Here is an 18144-nt window from a genome sequence, read left to right as displayed (position 1 = left end):
GATCGTTCGGTCAAATGCGGCAGATTCCGTCGGCCAAAAGCAAAACGCCACGAGACTTGCACACGGTCGCCCTTGACCGGCCATGGTCTCATGGTATGATGTTTGAGTTTTGTCGGGCAATTAGCTCAGTTGGTTAGAGCGCCACCTTTACACGGTGGATGTCAGGGGTTCGAGTCCCTTATTGCCCACTTTTCATTTTCGTTGGAATTCCGCTGACTCCAGCCACTTTCGCCGTGCTTCGGCATCTCCGTGCCCACAATGTACCCACCGTGTTCCAAGACGCTTCGGTCCAACCATAGGAAGTGGTCGGCCGGGAGACACGGCGTCCGACGCACTCAAGGCCGTTCGGCCCCGGAGCCAGCGAGCTGGCTCCCAGCCTACGATCGGACACCGCACCGCCCGATCTCTGGACAGACAGTTCAGGATAACAACGAAAGCCCGTGGGGACGGACCTCTGCCCCGCCGGCGGGAGCATGATCCCCAACCAGCCCGGCATGCAGACAGCCCCGCCAACCAGCCAATCAGACGATCAGCCAGACCGGCAGCGGGCGACTCCGGTTGTTTCACGGCCAGTCAGCAGCAGCCGGTGGACTGGTGGGTTTCGTGGAAGTCGTCGCGGGCGCGCCAGAACTCCCGTTCGCTCATCGGTTCGTGATCGGGATGCTGACGCCGATGGCGCTCCACATACCGGTCATACGCGTTCTCGCCGGTCAGATCCCTCCAGAACTCACGGAACCGGCCCCATGCCTCGCCGATCTCCTCGGCCGCGTGCCGGACACGCCCCATCCGCATGCCGGGCGTCTTCTCCATCGCCGTCATCTTCGCTACCTCTTCCTTCCAGTCATGCCGGATATCACGCCGACACCATCCATGCCCATACGACCAAGCCCATGCCCATACGATTACGCGACTTATGCGACTCCACGAGGCTTCGAGTCCGCACGACGAAGGCACCGGGCTGACGGAGGATGCCTCCCCCGCCGGCCCGGTGCCGATCGTTCGCACGATCACCGGCCGGAAATCCCCTGCCGATCGGCAATCATCGGATCGCCATCCGATCGCCGCGACTCAGTGCACTGTGACTTAGTGCACGGTGACTCAGCGCACTGTGAGTCAGTGGACCGCGGCCTGCTCCTTCTCGTGCTCGAGCTCCACGCGCTCCTCCTTCTTGAGGCCGGGGATGAGCTCGGGGTCTCCCACGATGGCGTACTCCTTGACCAGCTTGGAATCGAGCTTGGAGGGGATCATCGTGGTCGGCGCGAAGAAGTTGGATTCCACGCGCGGATCCTCGCTGGTGTGGTCGTAGTCCTTGGTCTGGATGGTCTTGACGATGCGGATGATGCCGCACACCATCACGAACGCCACGGTGACCAGGAACACGATCGACAGCGTTCCCTGAATGAAGGTGTTGCGCACGATGGCCTTCTCGATGGCGATCTCGGCGGGGTCGGTGAGCGTGGCCAGCTTGGCGTTGGCGTCACGCCACTGCTGCCAGTAGCCCAGCGCGGAATCGGTGGAGAAGATCTTCTGCCAGCTCGCCACGAAGGTGACGGCCGTATCGAAGACCAGCGGGATCACCGGAATCCACATGTACTTCACATAGCCCTTGCGCACCACCATCACGGTGACCACCAGCAACGCCACGGCGGCGATCAGCTGGTTGGCTATACCGAATAGCGGGTATAGCGTCTGGATGCCGCCTCGAGGATCGGTGACGCCCATGAGCAGCAGCGAACCCCATGCCGCGACGACGATGCCGGTGCACAGCCAGGCGCCCACGCGCCAGCTCGGATCACGGAACTTGGGCCAGATGTTGCCCAACGCGTCGGACAGCTGGAATCGGGCGACTCGGGTCACCGCATCGACCGCGGAGAGGATGAACAATGCCTCGAACATGATGGCGAAGTGATACCAGAATCCCATCATGGTCCGTCCGCCGCCTATCTGGTGCAGGATGTGAGCCATGCCCACGGCCAGCGTAGGCGCGCCACCGGTTCGGGAGACCACCGAAGGCTCGCCGACGTCGGCGGCCAGCTGACGGTAGGCGTCGCCGTCGGTGTACACCTTGTCGTTGCCGTTGGCATCCCAGGAGTCCCAGCGGGCCTGGATCTTGTTGCCGTGCACGTCGGTCACGCCGAGGTTGGTCACGGCCTTGGCCATGATGTCCTCCTTGGACTCGGTGGTCTGCGTGATCGAGGTGCCGGCCAGCTTGGCGGCGGTGGCCTCGGAGGTGTTCATGCCGAAGTAGATGCCCTGATTGAGGGAGATGGCAGCCACGATGGCCATCACGGCCACGAACGACTCCATCAGCATGCCGGCGTAGCCGATCATGCGGGCCTGGCTTTCCTTCTGGATCATCTTCGGGCTGGTTCCGGAGGAGACCATGGCGTGCATACCGGACAGGGCGCCGCAGGCGATGGTGATGAACAGGAACGGGAAGATGGCGCCGGCGAACACCGGACCGTCGGTGTTGCTGGCGAAGGCGGTGACGGCGGGCATCTCGACGATCGGGCGGACGATGATGATGCCGAGGGCGAGGATGCAGATCGTGCCGACCTTCATGAAGGTGGACAGGTAGTCACGCGGGGTGAGCAGCAGCCACACCGGCAGGATGGCGGCGAAGAAGCCGTAGATCACCATGCAGATCACCAGTGCGGTCGGGCTCAGGTGCAGGAACTGGCCGAAGGAGGATTCGGAGACCCAGCGTCCGGCGATGATCACGCCGATCAGCACCGCGAAGCCGACGATGGACACCTCGGTGATCTTGCCGGGCTGAACGAAGCGCAGCCACAGGCCCATGCAGATGGCGATCGGAATCGTGCAGCCCACGGAGAACACGCCCCATGGGGAGGCGGCGAGCGCGTTGACGCAGATCATGGCAAGCACGGCGAGCACGATCATCAGCATGACGAACACGATGATCGTGGCGACGGAGCCGCCGATATGACCGATCTCGTCCTTGGCCATCTGGCCGAGGGAGCGGCCGCCGCGGCGCATCGAGAAGAACAGGACGAGCATGTCCTGCACGGCGCCGGCGAGGCACACGCCGACGATGATCCAGATCGTGCCGGGCAGGTAGCCCATCTGGGCAGCGAGGATCGGGCCGACCAGCGGGCCGGCGCCGGCGATGGCGGCGAAGTGGTGGCCGTAGAGCACCACGCGGTTGGTCGGATCGAAGTCCTTGCCGTTGTTGATGCGCTCGGCCGGGGTGGCGTTGAGGTCATCGGGCCGCATGATCTTGTTCTGGATGTACAGCGCGTAGAAGCGGTAGGCGATCGCGTACGTGCACACGGCGGTGATGACGAACCAGATGGTGTTCACTTCCTCGCCGCGCACGATGGCGATCATCGTCCATCCGATCACGCCGAGCAGGGTGACCAGGCCCCAGATGACGATGCGTTTCGGGGTCCATTTGGTATCGGGCTTCACGCCAACGGGAACGCCCTTGGAATTGCGTATGATCCGAGATTCTTCTTCCGGGGTATACTTCGGAATTTCCCCATGGGTCACTACAGCCATGACTCTTCTCCTAACAGAAATGCGACGTTGCATTTCTGCTTCCGAACATATCCCCAAACGGGCCGGTAAATCCAGCGTTCCCACGACCGTTAATTCCTTCGGCAAGGAAAATCGGTCCTCGAATCATTGCAACGGCGGATAGCACATGGCCCACACGCCGCAGTGACGTGTGGGCCATGATCGATGTTCCGAACGGATCGGACCGCATGGTTCCGGACCGGATCGGACCGATGCCGTGAATGGCCATACATGCCATTCGCCGGCTATGGGTGTTATGCCCTTGTCGGTCATGCCGGTCAGGCTACCGGTTATGAGCCTCCGGATGCCGGTCGTGAGTCTAGCGCTCGCGCCCCTTGCCGAATGCGCGCAGACGGATCGCATTCCAGTCGGCGTTCAGCGTCTGCGGGGTCGCCGCATTCATGCCGGACGTCTTCGCGGCGTTCTCCACGGTGTTGGCGCTTGCGGCGCCCTTGCGACCGGGCTTGGGGGTCAGCACCCAGAATGGGCCACCCTCATTGAGTACGTCCACCGCATCCATGATCGTGTCGGACAGTGCGTCTTCATCGTCACCGTCACGCCACCACAGAATCACGCCGTCCACCGCGGAATCGTAGTCCTCGTCCACCAGATCCTCGCCGGTGACTGACTCGATGCCCTCGCGGATGGTGTCATCCACATCATCGTCCCAAAGCCATTCCTGGATGATGTCTCCGGAATGGAAACCGAAAATGTCGGCCTCTTTTCTCGTAGTTTCAACCACGGGAAATAAGCATAACAACAAGCGCGGAATTCCGGGGCGACGTAACCATGAATTTACCTTGGCGGCTCCCGACGAAGCCGTCGCAGCCGTTACCGTGTGACCTTCACCGTGCAGTGCGGCAAGGAATCCCCCTTGCCCTGGCCGATGGCCTTGAGCGCACGGTAGGCGTCGTCGAGGTTCGTCACGCGCACGTCGCGCAGTCCCGAGGGCACGTTGCCCACCACTTCGTCGCAGTTGCCGGCGGGGGCCAGGAACCATGTGGCCCCGTCGCGCTTCGCGCCGATCATCTTCAGACGGATGCCGCCGATCTCGCCGACCGACCCGTCCTTCTCCATCGTTCCCGTGCCGGCGATCGTCCTGCCGCCGCTTTCATCGACCGGGGTGAGCCGGTCGATCACGCCGAGCGTGTACATGAGTCCCGCGGAGGGGCCGCCGATGTCGTCGATGTGCATGGTCACCTTGGCCTTGGAGACGTCGCCCTGTCCCTCGTCGTGCTTCGCCAGATAGGCGAGGGCGTGGCTGGCCGCGGAATCCTGCGCCCCGGTCATCTGCTTCCTCGTCTTCTCCAGATACGATTCGGTGGTCTGGCCAGGCGGGATCACGGCCTCGCGCGGCAGTACGCCGGCCTTGGGGTTCAGCCACGCCCACAGCACCTGGGCGTTGATCGCAGGCTCGCGTGTGCCGTAGCTGTTCACGGTGGTGAGCAGCAGCTTGCCGGAATCCCGGTACGTCTTCGCACCGGAGATCTCGATCATGCTTTTGCTCCCGTCGTCGTCCACGGTGCCCAGCACGTCCCTGGTAGGGCCGGGCCCCTCGGTGACGAATCCGCTGGGTAGCAGCAGCAGGATCACGCACAGCGCGGCGCCGATCGCCCCCAGAGCGTAGCGCACGCCGAGCGTACGCAGATAACCGACCGTCCGTCCGACCGCACGCCCGACCCGACGCCACGGCGAAGGGCGCGTTGTGGGGCTCTGGGCGAACTCGCCGCTGGACATACGCATATTCGACATAGCTTTCATACTATGGAAGCGAAAGACTTACGCGGTTTTGCGACGGAATCGCCACGCAATTGCCGGTAAGATTTTGACGACAACACATGCTCGATCCGGATTGGGTGAACTTATGGAAGACAACGAACTGCATCAGTGGCTGATCGACTCCTTCGGGCCGATTCAGGGGGAAATGGCTTGGAAGCAGTTTTCCGCCCTGCCCGAGTCGATCCGCGAGCAGATCATGAGTCAGGGAGTGGACGGGCTGCCGAAGCCCTCCGAGGTGCGTTCCCTCGCCGAGGCCCTGACCGCCGGCGGGCTCAACACGATGGGCGACGTACAGCGCACGGTGCAGGAGGGGCCGATCAACGTGAAGATGGCCCAGTCGATCGCCCTGAGCAAGACGCGGGAGAACGGGGCGGCCTCCACCGTGAGCGCCGAGGACGGCGCGGCGGCCCGTCAGGCCCTTTCTGAGGCGAACCTGTGGCTGGACACGGTCACCGATTTCGATCCGGTCAGGGGGCAGGCCGACGTGCTCACCCGCGCGCAGTGGGTGGAGAAGACGCTGCCGGCGTGGGCGAAGTTCGCCTCCCCCGTGGCGGAGTCGATGAACGAAGCGCTGGCCGCGGTGTTCTCCGAGCGGCTCGGCGGCGCGCTGGGCGGCGAGATCTCGGGCATGTTCGCCGGCCCCGTGCCGATTCCGATCCCCGAGGACCTCAAGGATCCCGCCACGCTGATGCGGCTGCTGGGCAACACGTCGTTCGCCATGCAGCTGGGCAACGCGGCCGGCAACCTCTCCAGCGAGGTGCACGGCAGCTTCGATCAGGGCATCGCGCTGCTGGACAACCCCGCCGGCGCCCTGATCCCGCAGAACATCGACGCCTACGCCACGCAGCTGGAGCTCGATCGCAGCGAGGTGACGGAGTTCCTCGCCCTGCACGAGGTGGCGCACGCCCGGCTGTTCGCCGCGGTCCCGTGGCTGATGCCCCGGTTCGAGGCGCTGATCGGCAAGTACGCCCGCGGCATCTCCATCGATCTGGACGCGATGGAGGAGCAGCTGCGCGAGGCGGAGATGATGAATCCCGAGTCGATCGCCGGGGCCGTGAACCTCACCAAGGTGGGTATCGGCGACACCCCCGAACAGCAGGAGGCGCTGCACGGTCTGGAGAACCTGCTCGCTCTGGTGGACGGCTGGGTGGACTGCGTGGTGTGGCGCGCCGGCATGGCCCATATCCCGCATCTCGAGCAGCTGCGCGAGATGATGCGCCGCGAGCGTGCGGTGGGAGGCCCGGCTGAGCGGACCTTCGAATCGCTGCTGGGACTGCGGCTGCGTCCGAAGCGTCTGCGTGAGGCCGCCCAGCTGTGGGAGTCGATCACCGGCGGCGAGGGCGCCGAGGCCCGTGACGCGAAGTGGTCCCACCCCGATCTGCTGCCGTCGCTGCCCGCGGAGCCGGGCGACGAGACCGGCGCGAACACGGCAACGGCTTCGCAGCAGCAGACCGCCGGCGCCGGTGACGAAGTGGATTGGGACGCCGAGCTGAGCAAGCTGCTCGACGAGACGAACGGCGACGGCAACAAGACCGACGACGACAACCCCGCCGATAGCAGTGGAGACGATAACAGCGGAGCCGCCGACGGCGACGACGGCCCTGCCGGCGAGCGCTAAGGCGGACCCCGTCGGATCCCCGGCGGAAGCCTGAACCCCCATGAGAACCCCCAGCGGGAGCCTATCGCAGGAACCGGCTGGGGGTTCTCATCATGCCGCCGCCCACGCCGTCCTTGGATGCGGCGAACGACATGGTGACCGTGTCCTCGCCGCGAGTCACGCCCACGTAGAACAGTCGCCGCTCCTCCTCCAGCCGCTGCGTCTCCTCGACGCCGGTCCCGGCCCCGGACATGCCGAACGGGAGCAGGCCCTCCGAGCACCCGATCAGGAACACGTGCTTCCATTCCAGGCCCTTGGCCGCGTGAATGGTGGAGAGGCTCACTTCGCCGGCCTTGGCGGCGGACAGGTCCTCCGCGGCCGCCTTGGCCGCCGCCGCGGACGAGTCGATCAGCGAGGCCTCGGCTCCCGCGACGTCGCGACGTACCCGGGATCGTATGCCCATCCGTCCCAGCGCCGCGCGCACGATGGGCGCCTGTGCGTTGATGCGCATGAGCACCGCGATGTCGTTCGGGCTTTCGCCCTGTGCGATCAGCGCGGCGATACGGCGCGCCACGCCCTGCGCCTCCTGCTCGTCGGTGTCGTATGAGGTGCGCACGATGCGCCGACCCGCCTCGCGCGCGGATCTGAGCCGCAGATAGTCGCCGCGCATCGGGGACGCGGCCAGCACGCGGTTGGCGCAGTGCACGATCTGCGGCGTGGAACGGTAGTCGTTCTCCAGCGCGATGTCGGCGCTCAGCGTGTGGAACTCGTTCGGAAAGCTCAGCAGATAGTAGCTCGTGGCGCCGGCGAACGAGTAGATCGTCTGGGCGGGGTCCCCCACCACGCACACGTCGTCACGGCCGCCGCGCCACAGCGTCATCAGCCGATGCTGCAGCGGCGAGACGTCCTGATATTCGTCCACGGTGAGCCAGCGGACCCGGGAGCGGATCGAGGCGGCCGCCTCGTCGAAGTGTTCGAGTACGTGGCAGGTCATGAGCAGGATGTCGTTGAAGTCGATCCTCCCCCGGCCGGTCTTCTCCTGTTCGTAGGCCGTGATCACGTCGGCCATGGCGTCCGGCTCGAGCTCGGCCGGCGGCTGCCGGTGCGTGGCGGCGCAGACGCGCGCGTAGTCCTCCGGGGCGATCAGGCTCACCTTGGTCCAGTCGATCTCCGCGCCGACGGCCCTCACCGTCGCGGCGTCCGGTTCCTCCCCGCCGGTCACCCGGGTCAGGGCCCGGCCGATCAGGGTCCGGGAGTCCTCGACGATGGAGGGAAAGTACGATTCGCTCAGATCCGGCCACACCCGTCGCAGCTGTCTGAGCGCGGCCGAGTGGAATGTGGCCGCCTTCACCTGCGGTACGCCGAGGTCCGCCAGTCGGGTGCGCATCTCCGCGGCCGCCTTGACGGAGAAGGTGACGGCCAGGCTCTGCGACGGATTCCACGCCCCGGTGGCGCAGGCGTAGGCGATGCGGCGGGTGATCGTGCGCGTCTTGCCTGCGCCCGCGCCCGCCAGGATGCGCACTGGCCCCGACACGGCTCGCGCCGCGGCGGCCTGCGCCTCATCGAGTCCTTCGAGAATCCGATTCGTATTCGTAGTCACACGCCCATTGTCGCAGGTTTCCTCCCCGCCCGACGCGGTGTCGTGCATTACAGTGGATAGGGTGAGTGAACGTTCAGTATTTACCTTGGCGGCATTGGCGAGCGCGGCCATGCCGAATCTGACCGTGGCCGGCACGAGGAGCTCGGAGCAGATCGCGCCCACGGACGCGCAGTACGGCATCGACACCGCGGTGGTCACCGACACGACCGGCCGCGAGTTCGACGTCAGCGCCTCCGATACGCCGAAGGGTCGTCAGCGGCTCGCCTCCCGCGCCGACGCCTCCGCGGCCCTGCTGCGGGCCAAGGAGCCGGCCGGTCTCGGGTTCGCCCTGGAGCGCGTCGCGGCGTTCCAGCCCGGCGAATACGAGAAGGGCCCCACCGGCAACACCGCGGTGCTGGTCACCGTGCATAACGACGGGTTCGCCACGCCGCTCGATCAGCTCACGGAGAGCCAGTGCGTCTCCGTCGGCACGGCCATCGGCGCGATCCACCGTCTCCGCCCCGGGTTCATGGCCAAGGAGGGGTATCCCTCGTATGCGCCCGAGCAGATCAAGCAGCAGCTCGAGGCGTGGATCGCCCGTCTCAAGGAGGCCGGGCACGTGCCGCAGGAGATCACCGACAGCTGGGAGCGCATCGTGACGACCGAGGGACTGTGGTCGTTCCGCACCTGCCCCGTGCACGGCGGGTTCTCCGACGGCGACATGCTGTTCTCCAGCACCGGACTCAACGCGATGTACCGCTGGGGCGACATGCAGGTGAACGATCCGGCGCGTGATCTGGCGTGGATCTTCGATCGTCTCGACGCCAAGCGGCGCAACAACGTGCTCTCCGCCTACGCGCGGATCATCGGTTCGCGTCTGGATGATCTGATCATGCTCAGGGCCAGTCTGTGGCTGCAGATGGAGCAGGTCGGCGAGTTCATCAAGGCCCTCGACCGCGCGGACAACGACCGCATCATCGAGTTCAAGGCGCATGTGGAGCGTCTGGCGCATCAGCTGTCCGTCCGCGCGTCGCGGATGGCCTCTCCCCCGGCCTCGGCCAAGGGGACGCCGGGCAATCCTTCGACCATCACCGTGGAGAACCTGCTGTCGCAGGATGGCCAGCGAACCGCGCGCCCAAGGCCGGCCGCGGCCGACGCGGGTGGGCGGACGCGACCGACGGGCGTCCCCAGCGTCCACATGGCCGTGCCGAACGTGGCTTCGCGATCCACGGCCGAACGATCCGTAACAGAACGGGTCACGGCCGCCGCCGGACAGTCCACGGCGAACGGACCGTCCATCAGCCACGCCGATTCGAAGACCCTGGTAGTGGAAAACATGGGGATTTCCGGCGACGACACCGCGACCGTCAGTCTGCCGGCGCTGTCCCCCGAGGATTTCGACGACGACGGCGTGATCACCGGTGCCGCCGGCCGGATCGTCGGCAAGCCGTCCGCCATGCCGGACGATTCGGCGGCGCCCGGTTCGTCCGCGCCCGGTTCGGCTACGCAGGGCGAATCGACCCCGACCGGCGGCGGGACGGCGTCCGGCGCCGTTCCGGTTCCCCCAGCCGCCGACGATGACGGAGACGCCGGCGACGACGCCACGGCTGGCGTGGGCATCGAACGGGCGCAGGGACGGCCCACCGGCTATGTGTCGCTGGTGGACGGCGGCGCAACCGACGGTGCCCCGGCCGATAGCACCCCGGACTCCCCGACGATTGCCGCCCAGAGCGAAGAACCCGCCGACGGTGACGGCGAGCGGTCCTGATCTCGCTAGAATGACTCGTTGGAATTCGAAACGCAATGCCAACGGCAAGACCGATTCAAGGAGGAACAACCATGGACGTTGAGATCGGCATCCAGAACGTGGCCCGACCGGTGACCTTCGCCACCGACAAGTCCGCCGACGAGGTCAGCGGAGCCATCGCCGAGGCGGTGAAGAACGGCGCGGTCGTGGACCTCACCGACACCAAGGGCCGTCGCATCGTGGTACCCGGCAGCGCCATCGGCTATGCCATCGTCGGCTCCGAGACCTCGCACCCGGTGGGATTCGGCAATCTGGCCGAGAACTGATCGCCCACTGATCACCAACGACCGCTCACGAACGACAGGGCGGGGATGATCGCAGCTGATGTCTCTGCCTCAGCTGCGATCATCCCCGCCCTTCGTCTATCGCGATCCGACGGCGAAACCACCAGACGCCGAAACCACCGGGCGCCGAAATCACCGGATGATGGCGATAGCCCCCCGGGCCTCGATCTCGGCGACCACGTCGGGATCGGTCGTGTTCTCCCCCATCAGGTTCGGCTTGCCGGACCCATGCCAGTCGGAGCCTCCGGTGGTCAGCAGGTTCAGCTCCTTCGCCAGCCCGAGCAGTCGCCGCTGCTGCTCCGGGGAGTTCTCCCGGTGGAACACCTCCAGACCGTCGAGGCCGGCCGAGGCCACGTCGGCGATCTGCTCGTCGGTGAGGATGCTGCGGTTGCGGGTCGCACCGGCCGGATGGGCGATGATCGCCACGCCGCCGGCGTGCTTGACCGCCTTGACCACGGTTTTCGCCGAGGGCGATACGATCGGCACATAGTATTTGCTGTTCTTGTTGATCGTGTGCTTGAACGCCTCGGAACGGTTCTCGAAGAAGCCCATGGCCACCATGGCGTCGGCGATGTGCGGCCGGCCGATGGTGGTCTGCTCGCCCTCCTTCACCTGTCCGACCACGTCGTCCCAGCTGATCGGATAGTCGGCGGAGAGGTTCTCCACCATCTTCTTCATGCGCTTGACGCGGTTCTCACGCGTGGTGGCGAACAGGTCGCACAGCACCGGATCGGTCGGATCGTACAGCAGGCCGAGCATGTGCACGCAGGTGCCGTCCACATCGGCGGTGATCTCGGTGCCGCGCACCAGCGGGACGCCGTATCGTTCGGCGGCCGTCACGGCCTCGTCCCAACCGGCCCAGGTGTCATGATCGGTGATACCCACGCCGGCCAGTCCCAGACGCTTGGCCTCGAGGACCAGCCCCTCCGGGGTTTCCGTGCCGTCGGAGTAGGCGGAATGGCAGTGCAGATCCCAGCCCTTCGCGGCATGGCCCTGCGCAGTGGAGTCAATGTGATCAGTCATATCACTATCGTAAGCTGATTGCGATGCGACGCGAACCAACCGGAACGTCGCAGTCATGGTTCGTTGTGGATAGGGGGAGGCCGACGATGATCGATGAGACTGCCGAGGAGTATCTGGGAACGCCTTCCGGATGGCGTCACGGCGCCGTCTGGACGTATCTGGTGATGCTGGTGTGCTCGGCGGCCGCGCTGATCATCTCGCTCGGTCTTTCGGCCGAAACCCTGCTGCTGGCGCGCAATCCCGGCGGCAAGCTGGACTGCGACGTCAACGCGGTGGTCTCCTGCTCCACCGTGGCGCAGTCATGGCAGGCGGAGATCATCCACATCGGCGATCTGAGCTTCCCCAACGCGTTCTTCGGCATCGCCGCCGAATCCGTGTTCGTCACCATCGCGGTGCTCGGCCTCGCCCGCATCGCCGTGCCCCGATGGTTCGCCCTGTGCACCTGGCTGGGCGGTCTGGCGGCCCTCGCCTACGCCTATTGGCTGTTCACCCAGTCGGTGTTCGTCATCAACGCGCTGTGCCTGTGGTGTCTGGGACTGATGTTCTCCACCACCCTGCAGTTCATGGCGCTGAGCCATGCGACCGTCACCGCGCAGGGGCTTCCCCGTCTTGACGGCCGCTTCGGCGCGGCCCGACGGGGTCTGGACACCTACTACCGGCTGGGTGCCGACCTGCTGGTCGACGTGCTGTGGATCGCCGGACTCATCGCGATCATCATCGTCAAGGACGGTCCGGCGATCTTCTGACGCGCGGGATCATCCGCGCGCGGGACTACCGCCGCAGGGTCACCTCGCCAACGATGCAGGCGTCTCCGGTGAGCTCCACGTTGTCGTCGGTCACCCGGACCCGGAGCGTGCCGCCCCGCACGGTGATCGTCCATTCGCCGATGCCGGTGAGCTGCCGCAGCGTGACCGCCGTGGCGCACAGTCCCGTGCCGCACGACAGGGTCTCGCCGCAGCCGCGTTCGTTCACGCGCATGAAGGCCTCGCCCGTGCCCGCGTGCTCGTCGATCGCGTCGACGCGCACGAACTCGACGTTCTGATCGGTGGGGATCACCGGATCCACCACCGGCTTGCGGGACAGATCGAGATCGGCCACTGCGGGCAGCGTGGCGTCATCGGCGAGCGAACGGCCGGTGCGGTCCTCGAGTACCGCGACCACATGCGGGTTGCCCATGTCCACGAACGTGCCGCGTGCCGACCCCTCATGATCGGGGATGGTCACCCCGTAGGCCTGGCTCTCCCCGGCCTTCCACGGCCCCATATCGATATGGAACACGTTGCCTCCCAGACCGGGCACCTCACCCAGCGAGGTGAGGATCTTGACGCCGGCCCTCGTGCCGAGCCGGAGCGGAGCGCCGCCCGGACCCTCCATATAGCCCAGCGTCTGGGCGAACAGCGCGGTGGCGCGAGTGCCGTTGCCGCACATCTCGGCCAGCGAACCATCGGCGTTGCGATAGTCCATCATCCACTCCGCACCGGCGGCCCGCAGCCGTTCCGCCCGTTCGGCGTCCAGATCGGCGACGTCCTCCGGATGCGCCAGACGCAGCAGACCGTCGCCGCCCACGCCGAAATGACGGTCGCACAGGAACCTCACCTCGTCCGCGGTCGGCTCGTAGATGCCCTCGGGATCGGCATAGATCACGAAGTCGTTGCCCGTGCCATGCCCCTTGACTACATGCTGTGGAATACTCATGCGTCCCAAGGATAGCCGAATGCGCGCCTGCGCTCCCCGAATGTTCCGCGCCCGGCAAATCCGCCGCCGTGAGGGCGGGCTGACGCGCGAAAGAAAGGTACACTACCTTAGGTAGCGGATCATCCCGCCGTCACGGCGAAGGGATCCGCCACGCGAACACGACTTCACGAAGGAGAGCGGTATGTCGTCACATGCACCGATCGGAGTGTTCGATTCCGGGCTCGGCGGACTTTCGGTGGTTCGGCAGATCAGAAAGGACATGCCCCAGGAGACCGTGCTGTACTTCGGCGACAGCGCGCACGCCCCCTACGGACTGCGTCCGCCGGAGGAGATCCGCGGATTCTGCTTCTCGATCTGCGACCGATTCATCGAGCAGGGGGTGAAGGCCATCGTCGTGGCCTGCAACACCGCCACGGCCGCGGCGGTCAACGATCTGCGCGCCCGGTACGACATCCCGATCATCGGCATGGAGCCGGCACTCAAGGTGGCCTGCGACCGCGGCAACGGGGTGCGCCAGCATATCGTGGTGGCCGCCACGCCGCTGACGCTCAAGGAGCACAAGTTCGAGGTGCTCATGGACCGGTTCGACTCCCAGCATGACATCCGCAAGCAGCCGTGCCCGGATCTGGTGGGCATCGTGGAATCCGGCAGGCTCGCCGACCGCGATCTGGTGATGCGCACCCTGCACGGCTACTTCGACTGCTACGACCGGGAGCACACCGACAGCGTGGTGCTCGGGTGCACGCACTTCGTGTTCTACCGCGACTACTTCCGCGAGCTGTTCCCCCACAGCGCGATCCTCGACGGCAACGAGGGCACCGTACGGCATCTGAGCGTGGTGCTCGAGTCGCTCGGCAAGCTCGCCGAAGACGGGCGACGCGGCGAGGTGGTCGTGGCGAATTCCAAGGATTCCCAGGCCGTGCTCGACCTGAGCCATGAGCTGCTCGGCGAGTGAACGGACGAACGCGAACGAACGGAATGAACGAGACCAACGAAACGGGGGAACCAGCAATGAAGACCGGCATCATCGACGTGGGCGGTGGATTCCGCGCAATCTACGGGGTCGGCGTGACCGACCGCCTGATGGAGGACGACGTCCATCTCGACTATGCGATCGGCATCTCCGCCGGCAGCGCGAACCTCACCTGCCTGCTGTCACGCCAGAAGGGACGCTGCTACCGGTTCTACACGAAGTACGCGTTCCGCCGGCAGTACGCCAGCACCAGCAACTTCCTGAAGAGCCATAACTTCGTCGGCCTCGACTACGTCTACGGCACGCTGTCGAACCATGACGGCGAGGATCCGCTGGACTATCCGGCCATCGAGGCGAACCCCATGGAGTTCTATGTGGTGGCGGCCAACGCCGAAACCGGCCAGCCGCACTACTTCCCCAAGAGCCGCATGCATCAGGACGACTACGACATCTGCAAGGCGTCGAGCGCGGTGCCGGTGGCCTGCGAACCGTATGTGGTGGACGGAGTGCCGTACTTCGACGGCGGCATCGCCGACCCGATCCCCGTGCGCAAGGCCTTCGAGGACGGCTGCGACAAGGTCGTGGTGGTGCTCACCCGCCCGAAGGACACCGTCCGCAAACAGCAGAAGGACCGCGGCCCGGCGGCGATCCTGCGCCGAACATACCCGGCGGCGGCCGAGATGCTGCTCAACCGGTACCGGCTGTACAACGACGAGGTGGAGCTGGCCAAGCAGTACGAGCGGGAGGGCAGGGTGCTGATCCTGGCGCCGACCGAACTGTACGGCCTGTCCACGCTGCACAAGAGCTATGAGGGCCTCAACCGCATGTACCGTCAGGGGTATGCGGATGCGGCGAAGGTGGCCGAATTCCTCAACGCGTGACGGCCACGCGGACCTTCACGGTGTCGCGGGCGGCCGTGCCCCGTCGGGCGGCGGCGCGTTCGGCGATGTCCAACGCCTGCTTGAGATCCTCGGTGAGGTCGAACACGTCCTCGATGCCCACGGCCAGTCGAATCAGCTCGTCGGTGATGCCGAGCTTGAGCCGCTCCTCGCGCGGCACCTCGAAATGGGTCATGCTGGCCGGGAACTCGGCCAGACTCTCCACGGCGCCGAGGCTGACGGCGAGCCGGAACACATGGAGGTTGTTGAGCACGTCCGCAGGATCCACGCCTTTGCGCACCTCGAAGGAGAGCACGCCGCCGAATCCGCGCAGCTGACGCAGCGCCAGATGGTAGTCCTCGTTGGAGGCCAGTCCCGGGTAGTGCACCTTGGCGACCAGCGGGTGGCGCTCCAGGAACTGGGCGATGGCCAGCGCGTTGCTCTGCTGGCGGTCCATGCGCAGGGCGAGGGTCTGGATGCCGCGGCGCACGGCGTCGCATTCGGCCGGCGGCAGCACGCCGCCAAGACGGTTCTGCGCGAAGTACACGCGGTTGGCCAGCTCCTCGGTGCGGGCGACGGCGAGTCCGGCCACCACGTCGGAGTGTCCGGCCAGATACTTGGTGGCGGAGTGCAGCACGATGTCGACGCCCAGTGTGAGCGGCTTCTGCAGGTACGGGGTGACGAAGGTGTTGTCCACGATGGCGATGGCGTCGTGCTCGTGGGCGATGCGGGCCAGGGCGGCCACGTCGTTGACCTTGAGCAACGGGTTGGTCAGCGTCTCGAAGTACACGGCGCGTACGGGCGATCCCTCGGCGCGGGCACGGTCGAAGGCGGCCTGGACAGCGTCGAGGTCGCGGGTGTCGACCGCGTCGAACTCAAGCCCCCACCGGTTGAAGAACTCGTTGATCTGCGAATAGGTGCCGCCGTAGACGTTGTCGCCGACGATGATGCGGTCGCCGGGAGAGAAGATCGAGAGCACCGCATGGATGGCGGCGAGCCCCGAGGCGAAGGCGAAGCCGCGACAGCCCTGCTCCAGCTGGGCGATCTGCCGCTCGAGGAACTCGCGGGTCGGGTTGCCGCTGCGGGCGTAGTCCCAACGGGGCACGGACTCCACGGAGTCGAAGGTGTACGTGGACGAATTGTAGATCGGCGGGTTCACCGCTCCCGTGTTGTTGTCGTCGATCTCGACGCCGTGTACCAGCTGGGTCTTGAATCGTGCCATGAGCCTTCCTCCGATCGTTGCGTCCTTGGCGGAATCGTTGGCGATGACGGTTCCCGCGCTGTTCTTGTTCGTTGGTAAGGCTAGGCTAACCGCAATGATTTCAGGCTTTCAAGCCGATCCGCATAGCTAAAATCTATACGCCGTTACAGGGGCTTCGACGCCCTGTGCGCCGCTTGGGGTTGATAACGGGCTATAAGTGCGCCGACGCCGTGTGGGACTCCATTGCCGACACGCCGAAATGCAGCATGCCCATGCACGACGGGGTGCATGGGCATGGTCTGGGATCAGTCCGGAATCAGTCTGAGAGATCCGTCTGAGAGATCCGTCCGCGGCTACTTCACGGCCATCTTGCTGAGGAACTCGCGGACTCGCTCGGTCTTCGGATGGTCGATGACCTCCTCGGGGGTCCCTTCCTCAAGGATCGTGCCCTTGTCCACGAAGATCACGCGGGAGGCCACGTTGCGGGCGAACCGGATCTCATGGGTGACGATGATCATGGTCACGCCGGTCTTGGCGACCTCGGTGATCGTGTCGTTCACGTCGCTCACCAGTTCCGGATCGAGGGCCGAGGTCGGCTCGTCGAAGAGGATCACGTCCGGGTCGAGGGCCAGGGCGCGGGCGATCGAGACGCGCTGCTGCTGGCCGCCGGAGAGCTGCACCGGATACCGGTCGGCGTACTCGGCGAGCCCGACCTTCTCCAGCACGTCGCGGGCGGTGGCCTCGGCCTCGGCCTTCGACTTCTTCTGCACCACGGTCAGGCCCTCGGTAATGTTCTGCAGGGCGGTCTTGTTCTTGAACAGGTTGTAGTTCTGGAACACCATGGCCGTCTTGCGTCGCAGCGCGAGGATGTCGCGGTTCGCCACCTTGCCGCCGTAGTCGATGAACGAGCCGTCCACGCGCACCGATCCGGAGTCGGGGCGTTCGAGCGCGTTGATGCACCGCAGCAACGTGGTCTTGCCCGATCCGCTGGAGCCGAGGATGGCCAGCACCTCGCCTTTGGTAACGTCAAGGTCGATGCCCTTGAGGATCTCGTTGCCGCCGAAGGATTTGCGGATCCCGCGCAGCGAGACGACGATCTGCTCGTCGGGTGATTCGGTGTGCTCTGTCATCGTGTCGTGTCCAATCAGTGTTGAATCGGTGTTCGTGAACGTGCCCGGTCTATCGGGCTGTCATATGGTCGAAGTGCCCGGGGCGTCCGTGGTCAATCGGCCCCGGGAACGGGACTACTTACGGGTGAAGCGCAGCACGCAGGTGCGGTCGCCCTTGGCGATGGTGCCTTCGAGGTCGAACTTCACGTGCGGGAACTGCGCGGAGAAGGAGTGGTCGCCGGCCATGGCGATGTCGCACAGGCGGGCGATCTCCTTCTCGTTCTTGCCCTGCTTGACCCACTGGGTCACGTACGGGCAGTAGTGGAAGTCGATGCGCAGCTCGTGGTCGTTCTTGGTGACCGTCTCCATCTCGTAGATCTCGCGGTTGTGGTCGGTGCCAAACTCGTCGATGAACTCCTGGAAGGAGTCAGGGTCCTTCATCGTCTTGCGGAACTCCTTGGCGTTGTCCACGCCGTAGTCGGCGACCGCGTCGTAGGCGAACTGGTCATCCAGTCCGTGCTTGGCGGCCTCGTCGACCATGCGGCTGATCGTCGCGGCGCGGCGCTCGGAGATCTCCCTCGCGGCATCTACCATCTCGCCATGCAGGGTGGGCACATTGTTTTCGAATGCCATGGTGGCCTTCTTTCCTTGTGGTGCGACGCCGGATCTCGACGCCGAACGT

At 65.6% G+C, this 18144-nt stretch carries 16 protein-coding genes and 1 tRNA gene; 7 read left to right on the top strand and 10 right to left on the bottom strand.

Going from position 1 to position 18144, the window contains the following annotated elements; genetic code table 11:
• Window positions 1–114 precede the first annotated feature (114 nt).
• A tRNA-Val gene (locus CSQ87_RS00990) sits at window positions 115–188 on the top strand.
• A gap of 385 nt (window positions 189–573) precedes the next feature.
• On the opposite strand, the gene CSQ87_RS00985 is transcribed toward CSQ87_RS00990, so the two are convergent.
• From CSQ87_RS00985 to CSQ87_RS00970, 4 genes are all read right to left on the bottom strand, one after another.
• Window positions 574–819 carry a YbdD/YjiX family protein gene (locus CSQ87_RS00985; protein ID WP_240541743.1) on the bottom strand — a complete coding sequence of 82 codons (246 nt, stop codon included), beginning with the start codon at window positions 817–819 and terminating at the stop codon, window positions 574–576.
• A gap of 294 nt (window positions 820–1113) precedes the next feature.
• Window positions 1114–3429, bottom strand: coding sequence for a carbon starvation CstA family protein (locus CSQ87_RS00980; protein WP_243388776.1), 2316 nt, complete (start codon window positions 3427–3429; stop codon window positions 1114–1116).
• Between the two features lie 427 nt (window positions 3430–3856).
• The gene (locus CSQ87_RS00975; RefSeq protein WP_100511996.1) at window positions 3857–4279 is read right to left on the bottom strand and encodes a DUF3052 domain-containing protein; all 423 of its coding nucleotides are present in this window, start codon (window positions 4277–4279) and stop codon (window positions 3857–3859) included.
• An 89-nt stretch (window positions 4280–4368) separates the two neighbouring features.
• Entirely contained in the window at window positions 4369–5280 is a 912-nt protein-coding gene (locus CSQ87_RS00970) for a YlbL family protein (RefSeq protein WP_423734763.1), read from the bottom strand.
• Window positions 5281–5401: 121 nt separating this feature from the next.
• On the opposite strand from CSQ87_RS00970, the gene CSQ87_RS00965 reads away from it, so the two are divergent.
• A complete protein-coding gene (locus CSQ87_RS00965) occupies window positions 5402–6934 on the top strand; it encodes a zinc-dependent metalloprotease (RefSeq protein ID WP_100511993.1) in 1533 nt (510 codons plus the stop codon).
• A gap of 61 nt (window positions 6935–6995) precedes the next feature.
• Here the strand turns inward: CSQ87_RS00965 and CSQ87_RS00960 are convergent, their stop codons facing one another.
• A complete protein-coding gene (locus tag CSQ87_RS00960) occupies window positions 6996–8561 on the bottom strand; it encodes an ATP-dependent helicase (RefSeq protein ID WP_100511991.1) in 1566 nt (521 codons plus the stop codon).
• Window positions 8562–8622: 61 nt separating this feature from the next.
• Between CSQ87_RS00960 and CSQ87_RS00955 the strand changes: the two genes are divergently transcribed.
• A complete protein-coding gene (locus CSQ87_RS00955) occupies window positions 8623–10260 on the top strand; it encodes a phosphotransferase (protein ID WP_100512211.1) in 1638 nt (545 codons plus the stop codon).
• A gap of 71 nt (window positions 10261–10331) precedes the next feature.
• A complete protein-coding gene (locus CSQ87_RS00950) occupies window positions 10332–10565 on the top strand; it encodes a DUF3107 domain-containing protein (RefSeq protein WP_100511990.1) in 234 nt (77 codons plus the stop codon).
• Window positions 10566–10715: 150 nt separating this feature from the next.
• Here the strand turns inward: CSQ87_RS00950 and CSQ87_RS00945 are convergent, their stop codons facing one another.
• Window positions 10716–11606 (bottom strand): PHP domain-containing protein, encoded by an 891-nt coding sequence (locus CSQ87_RS00945; protein WP_100511989.1) that lies wholly within the window; start codon window positions 11604–11606, stop codon window positions 10716–10718.
• 86 nt (window positions 11607–11692) lie between these two features.
• Here CSQ87_RS00945 and CSQ87_RS00940 point away from each other — a divergent pair, with 86 nt between their 5' ends.
• Window positions 11693–12352 (top strand): vitamin K epoxide reductase family protein, encoded by a 660-nt coding sequence (locus tag CSQ87_RS00940; RefSeq protein ID WP_100511988.1) that lies wholly within the window; start codon window positions 11693–11695, stop codon window positions 12350–12352.
• 25 nt (window positions 12353–12377) lie between these two features.
• On the opposite strand, the gene dapF is transcribed toward CSQ87_RS00940, so the two are convergent.
• Complete coding sequence (gene dapF, locus CSQ87_RS00935; protein ID WP_100511986.1) at window positions 12378–13301, bottom strand: diaminopimelate epimerase; 924 nt, start codon at window positions 13299–13301, stop codon at window positions 12378–12380.
• Between the two features lie 181 nt (window positions 13302–13482).
• Here dapF and murI point away from each other — a divergent pair, with 181 nt between their 5' ends.
• Window positions 13483–14256 carry a glutamate racemase gene (murI, locus tag CSQ87_RS00930; RefSeq protein ID WP_100511984.1) on the top strand — a complete coding sequence of 258 codons (774 nt, stop codon included), beginning with the start codon at window positions 13483–13485 and terminating at the stop codon, window positions 14254–14256.
• Between the two features lie 23 nt (window positions 14257–14279).
• Window positions 14280–15155 carry a patatin-like phospholipase family protein gene (locus CSQ87_RS00925; RefSeq protein WP_100511983.1) on the top strand — a complete coding sequence of 292 codons (876 nt, stop codon included), beginning with the start codon at window positions 14280–14282 and terminating at the stop codon, window positions 15153–15155.
• On the opposite strand, the gene CSQ87_RS00920 is transcribed toward CSQ87_RS00925, so the two are convergent.
• From CSQ87_RS00920 to CSQ87_RS00910, 3 genes are all read right to left on the bottom strand, one after another.
• Window positions 15145–16374: a trans-sulfuration enzyme family protein gene (locus CSQ87_RS00920; protein ID WP_100511981.1), complete on the bottom strand. Its 1230-nt coding sequence runs from the start codon at window positions 16372–16374 to the stop codon at window positions 15145–15147. The genes CSQ87_RS00925 and CSQ87_RS00920 overlap by 11 nt on opposite strands.
• A gap of 332 nt (window positions 16375–16706) precedes the next feature.
• Window positions 16707–17483: an amino acid ABC transporter ATP-binding protein gene (locus tag CSQ87_RS00915; RefSeq protein ID WP_100511979.1), complete on the bottom strand. Its 777-nt coding sequence runs from the start codon at window positions 17481–17483 to the stop codon at window positions 16707–16709.
• Window positions 17484–17597: 114 nt separating this feature from the next.
• Window positions 17598–18095: an L-2-amino-thiazoline-4-carboxylic acid hydrolase gene (locus CSQ87_RS00910; protein ID WP_100511978.1), complete on the bottom strand. Its 498-nt coding sequence runs from the start codon at window positions 18093–18095 to the stop codon at window positions 17598–17600.
• Window positions 18096–18144 lie beyond the last annotated feature (49 nt).

The organism is Bifidobacterium simiarum, from assembly GCF_002802905.1.
GTDB lineage: Bacteria > Actinomycetota > Actinomycetes > Actinomycetales > Bifidobacteriaceae > Galliscardovia > Galliscardovia simiarum.
The sequence above is the reverse complement of the archived record's forward strand: the minus strand, read 5'-3'. Positions and strand labels throughout refer to the sequence as shown.

Excerpts from the sequence above, each read along its gene's own strand:
- CSQ87_RS00945 (WP_100511989.1), bottom strand. The coding sequence starts at position 11,606 with ATGACTGATCACATTGACTCCACTGCGCAGGGCCATGCCGCGAAGGGC.
- dapF (WP_100511986.1), bottom strand. The coding sequence starts at position 13,301 with ATGAGTATTCCACAGCATGTAGTCAAGGGGCATGGCACGGGCAACGAC.
- CSQ87_RS00925 (WP_100511983.1), top strand. The coding sequence starts at position 14,280 with ATGAACGAGACCAACGAAACGGGGGAACCAGCAATGAAGACCGGCATC.
- CSQ87_RS00920 (WP_100511981.1), bottom strand. The coding sequence starts at position 16,374 with ATGGCACGATTCAAGACCCAGCTGGTACACGGCGTCGAGATCGACGAC.
- CSQ87_RS00970 (WP_423734763.1), bottom strand. The coding sequence starts at position 5,280 with ATGCGTATGTCCAGCGGCGAGTTCGCCCAGAGCCCCACAACGCGCCCT.
- CSQ87_RS00940 (WP_100511988.1), top strand. The coding sequence starts at position 11,693 with ATGATCGATGAGACTGCCGAGGAGTATCTGGGAACGCCTTCCGGATGG.
- murI (WP_100511984.1), top strand. The coding sequence starts at position 13,483 with ATGTCGTCACATGCACCGATCGGAGTGTTCGATTCCGGGCTCGGCGGA.
- CSQ87_RS00985 (WP_240541743.1), bottom strand. The coding sequence starts at position 819 with ATGACGGCGATGGAGAAGACGCCCGGCATGCGGATGGGGCGTGTCCGG.
- CSQ87_RS00950 (WP_100511990.1), top strand. The coding sequence starts at position 10,332 with ATGGACGTTGAGATCGGCATCCAGAACGTGGCCCGACCGGTGACCTTC.
- CSQ87_RS00965 (WP_100511993.1), top strand. The coding sequence starts at position 5,402 with ATGGAAGACAACGAACTGCATCAGTGGCTGATCGACTCCTTCGGGCCG.
- CSQ87_RS00955 (WP_100512211.1), top strand. The coding sequence starts at position 8,623 with ATGCCGAATCTGACCGTGGCCGGCACGAGGAGCTCGGAGCAGATCGCG.
- CSQ87_RS00910 (WP_100511978.1), bottom strand. The coding sequence starts at position 18,095 with ATGGCATTCGAAAACAATGTGCCCACCCTGCATGGCGAGATGGTAGAT.
- CSQ87_RS00960 (WP_100511991.1), bottom strand. The coding sequence starts at position 8,561 with ATGCACGACACCGCGTCGGGCGGGGAGGAAACCTGCGACAATGGGCGT.
- CSQ87_RS00915 (WP_100511979.1), bottom strand. The coding sequence starts at position 17,483 with ATGACAGAGCACACCGAATCACCCGACGAGCAGATCGTCGTCTCGCTG.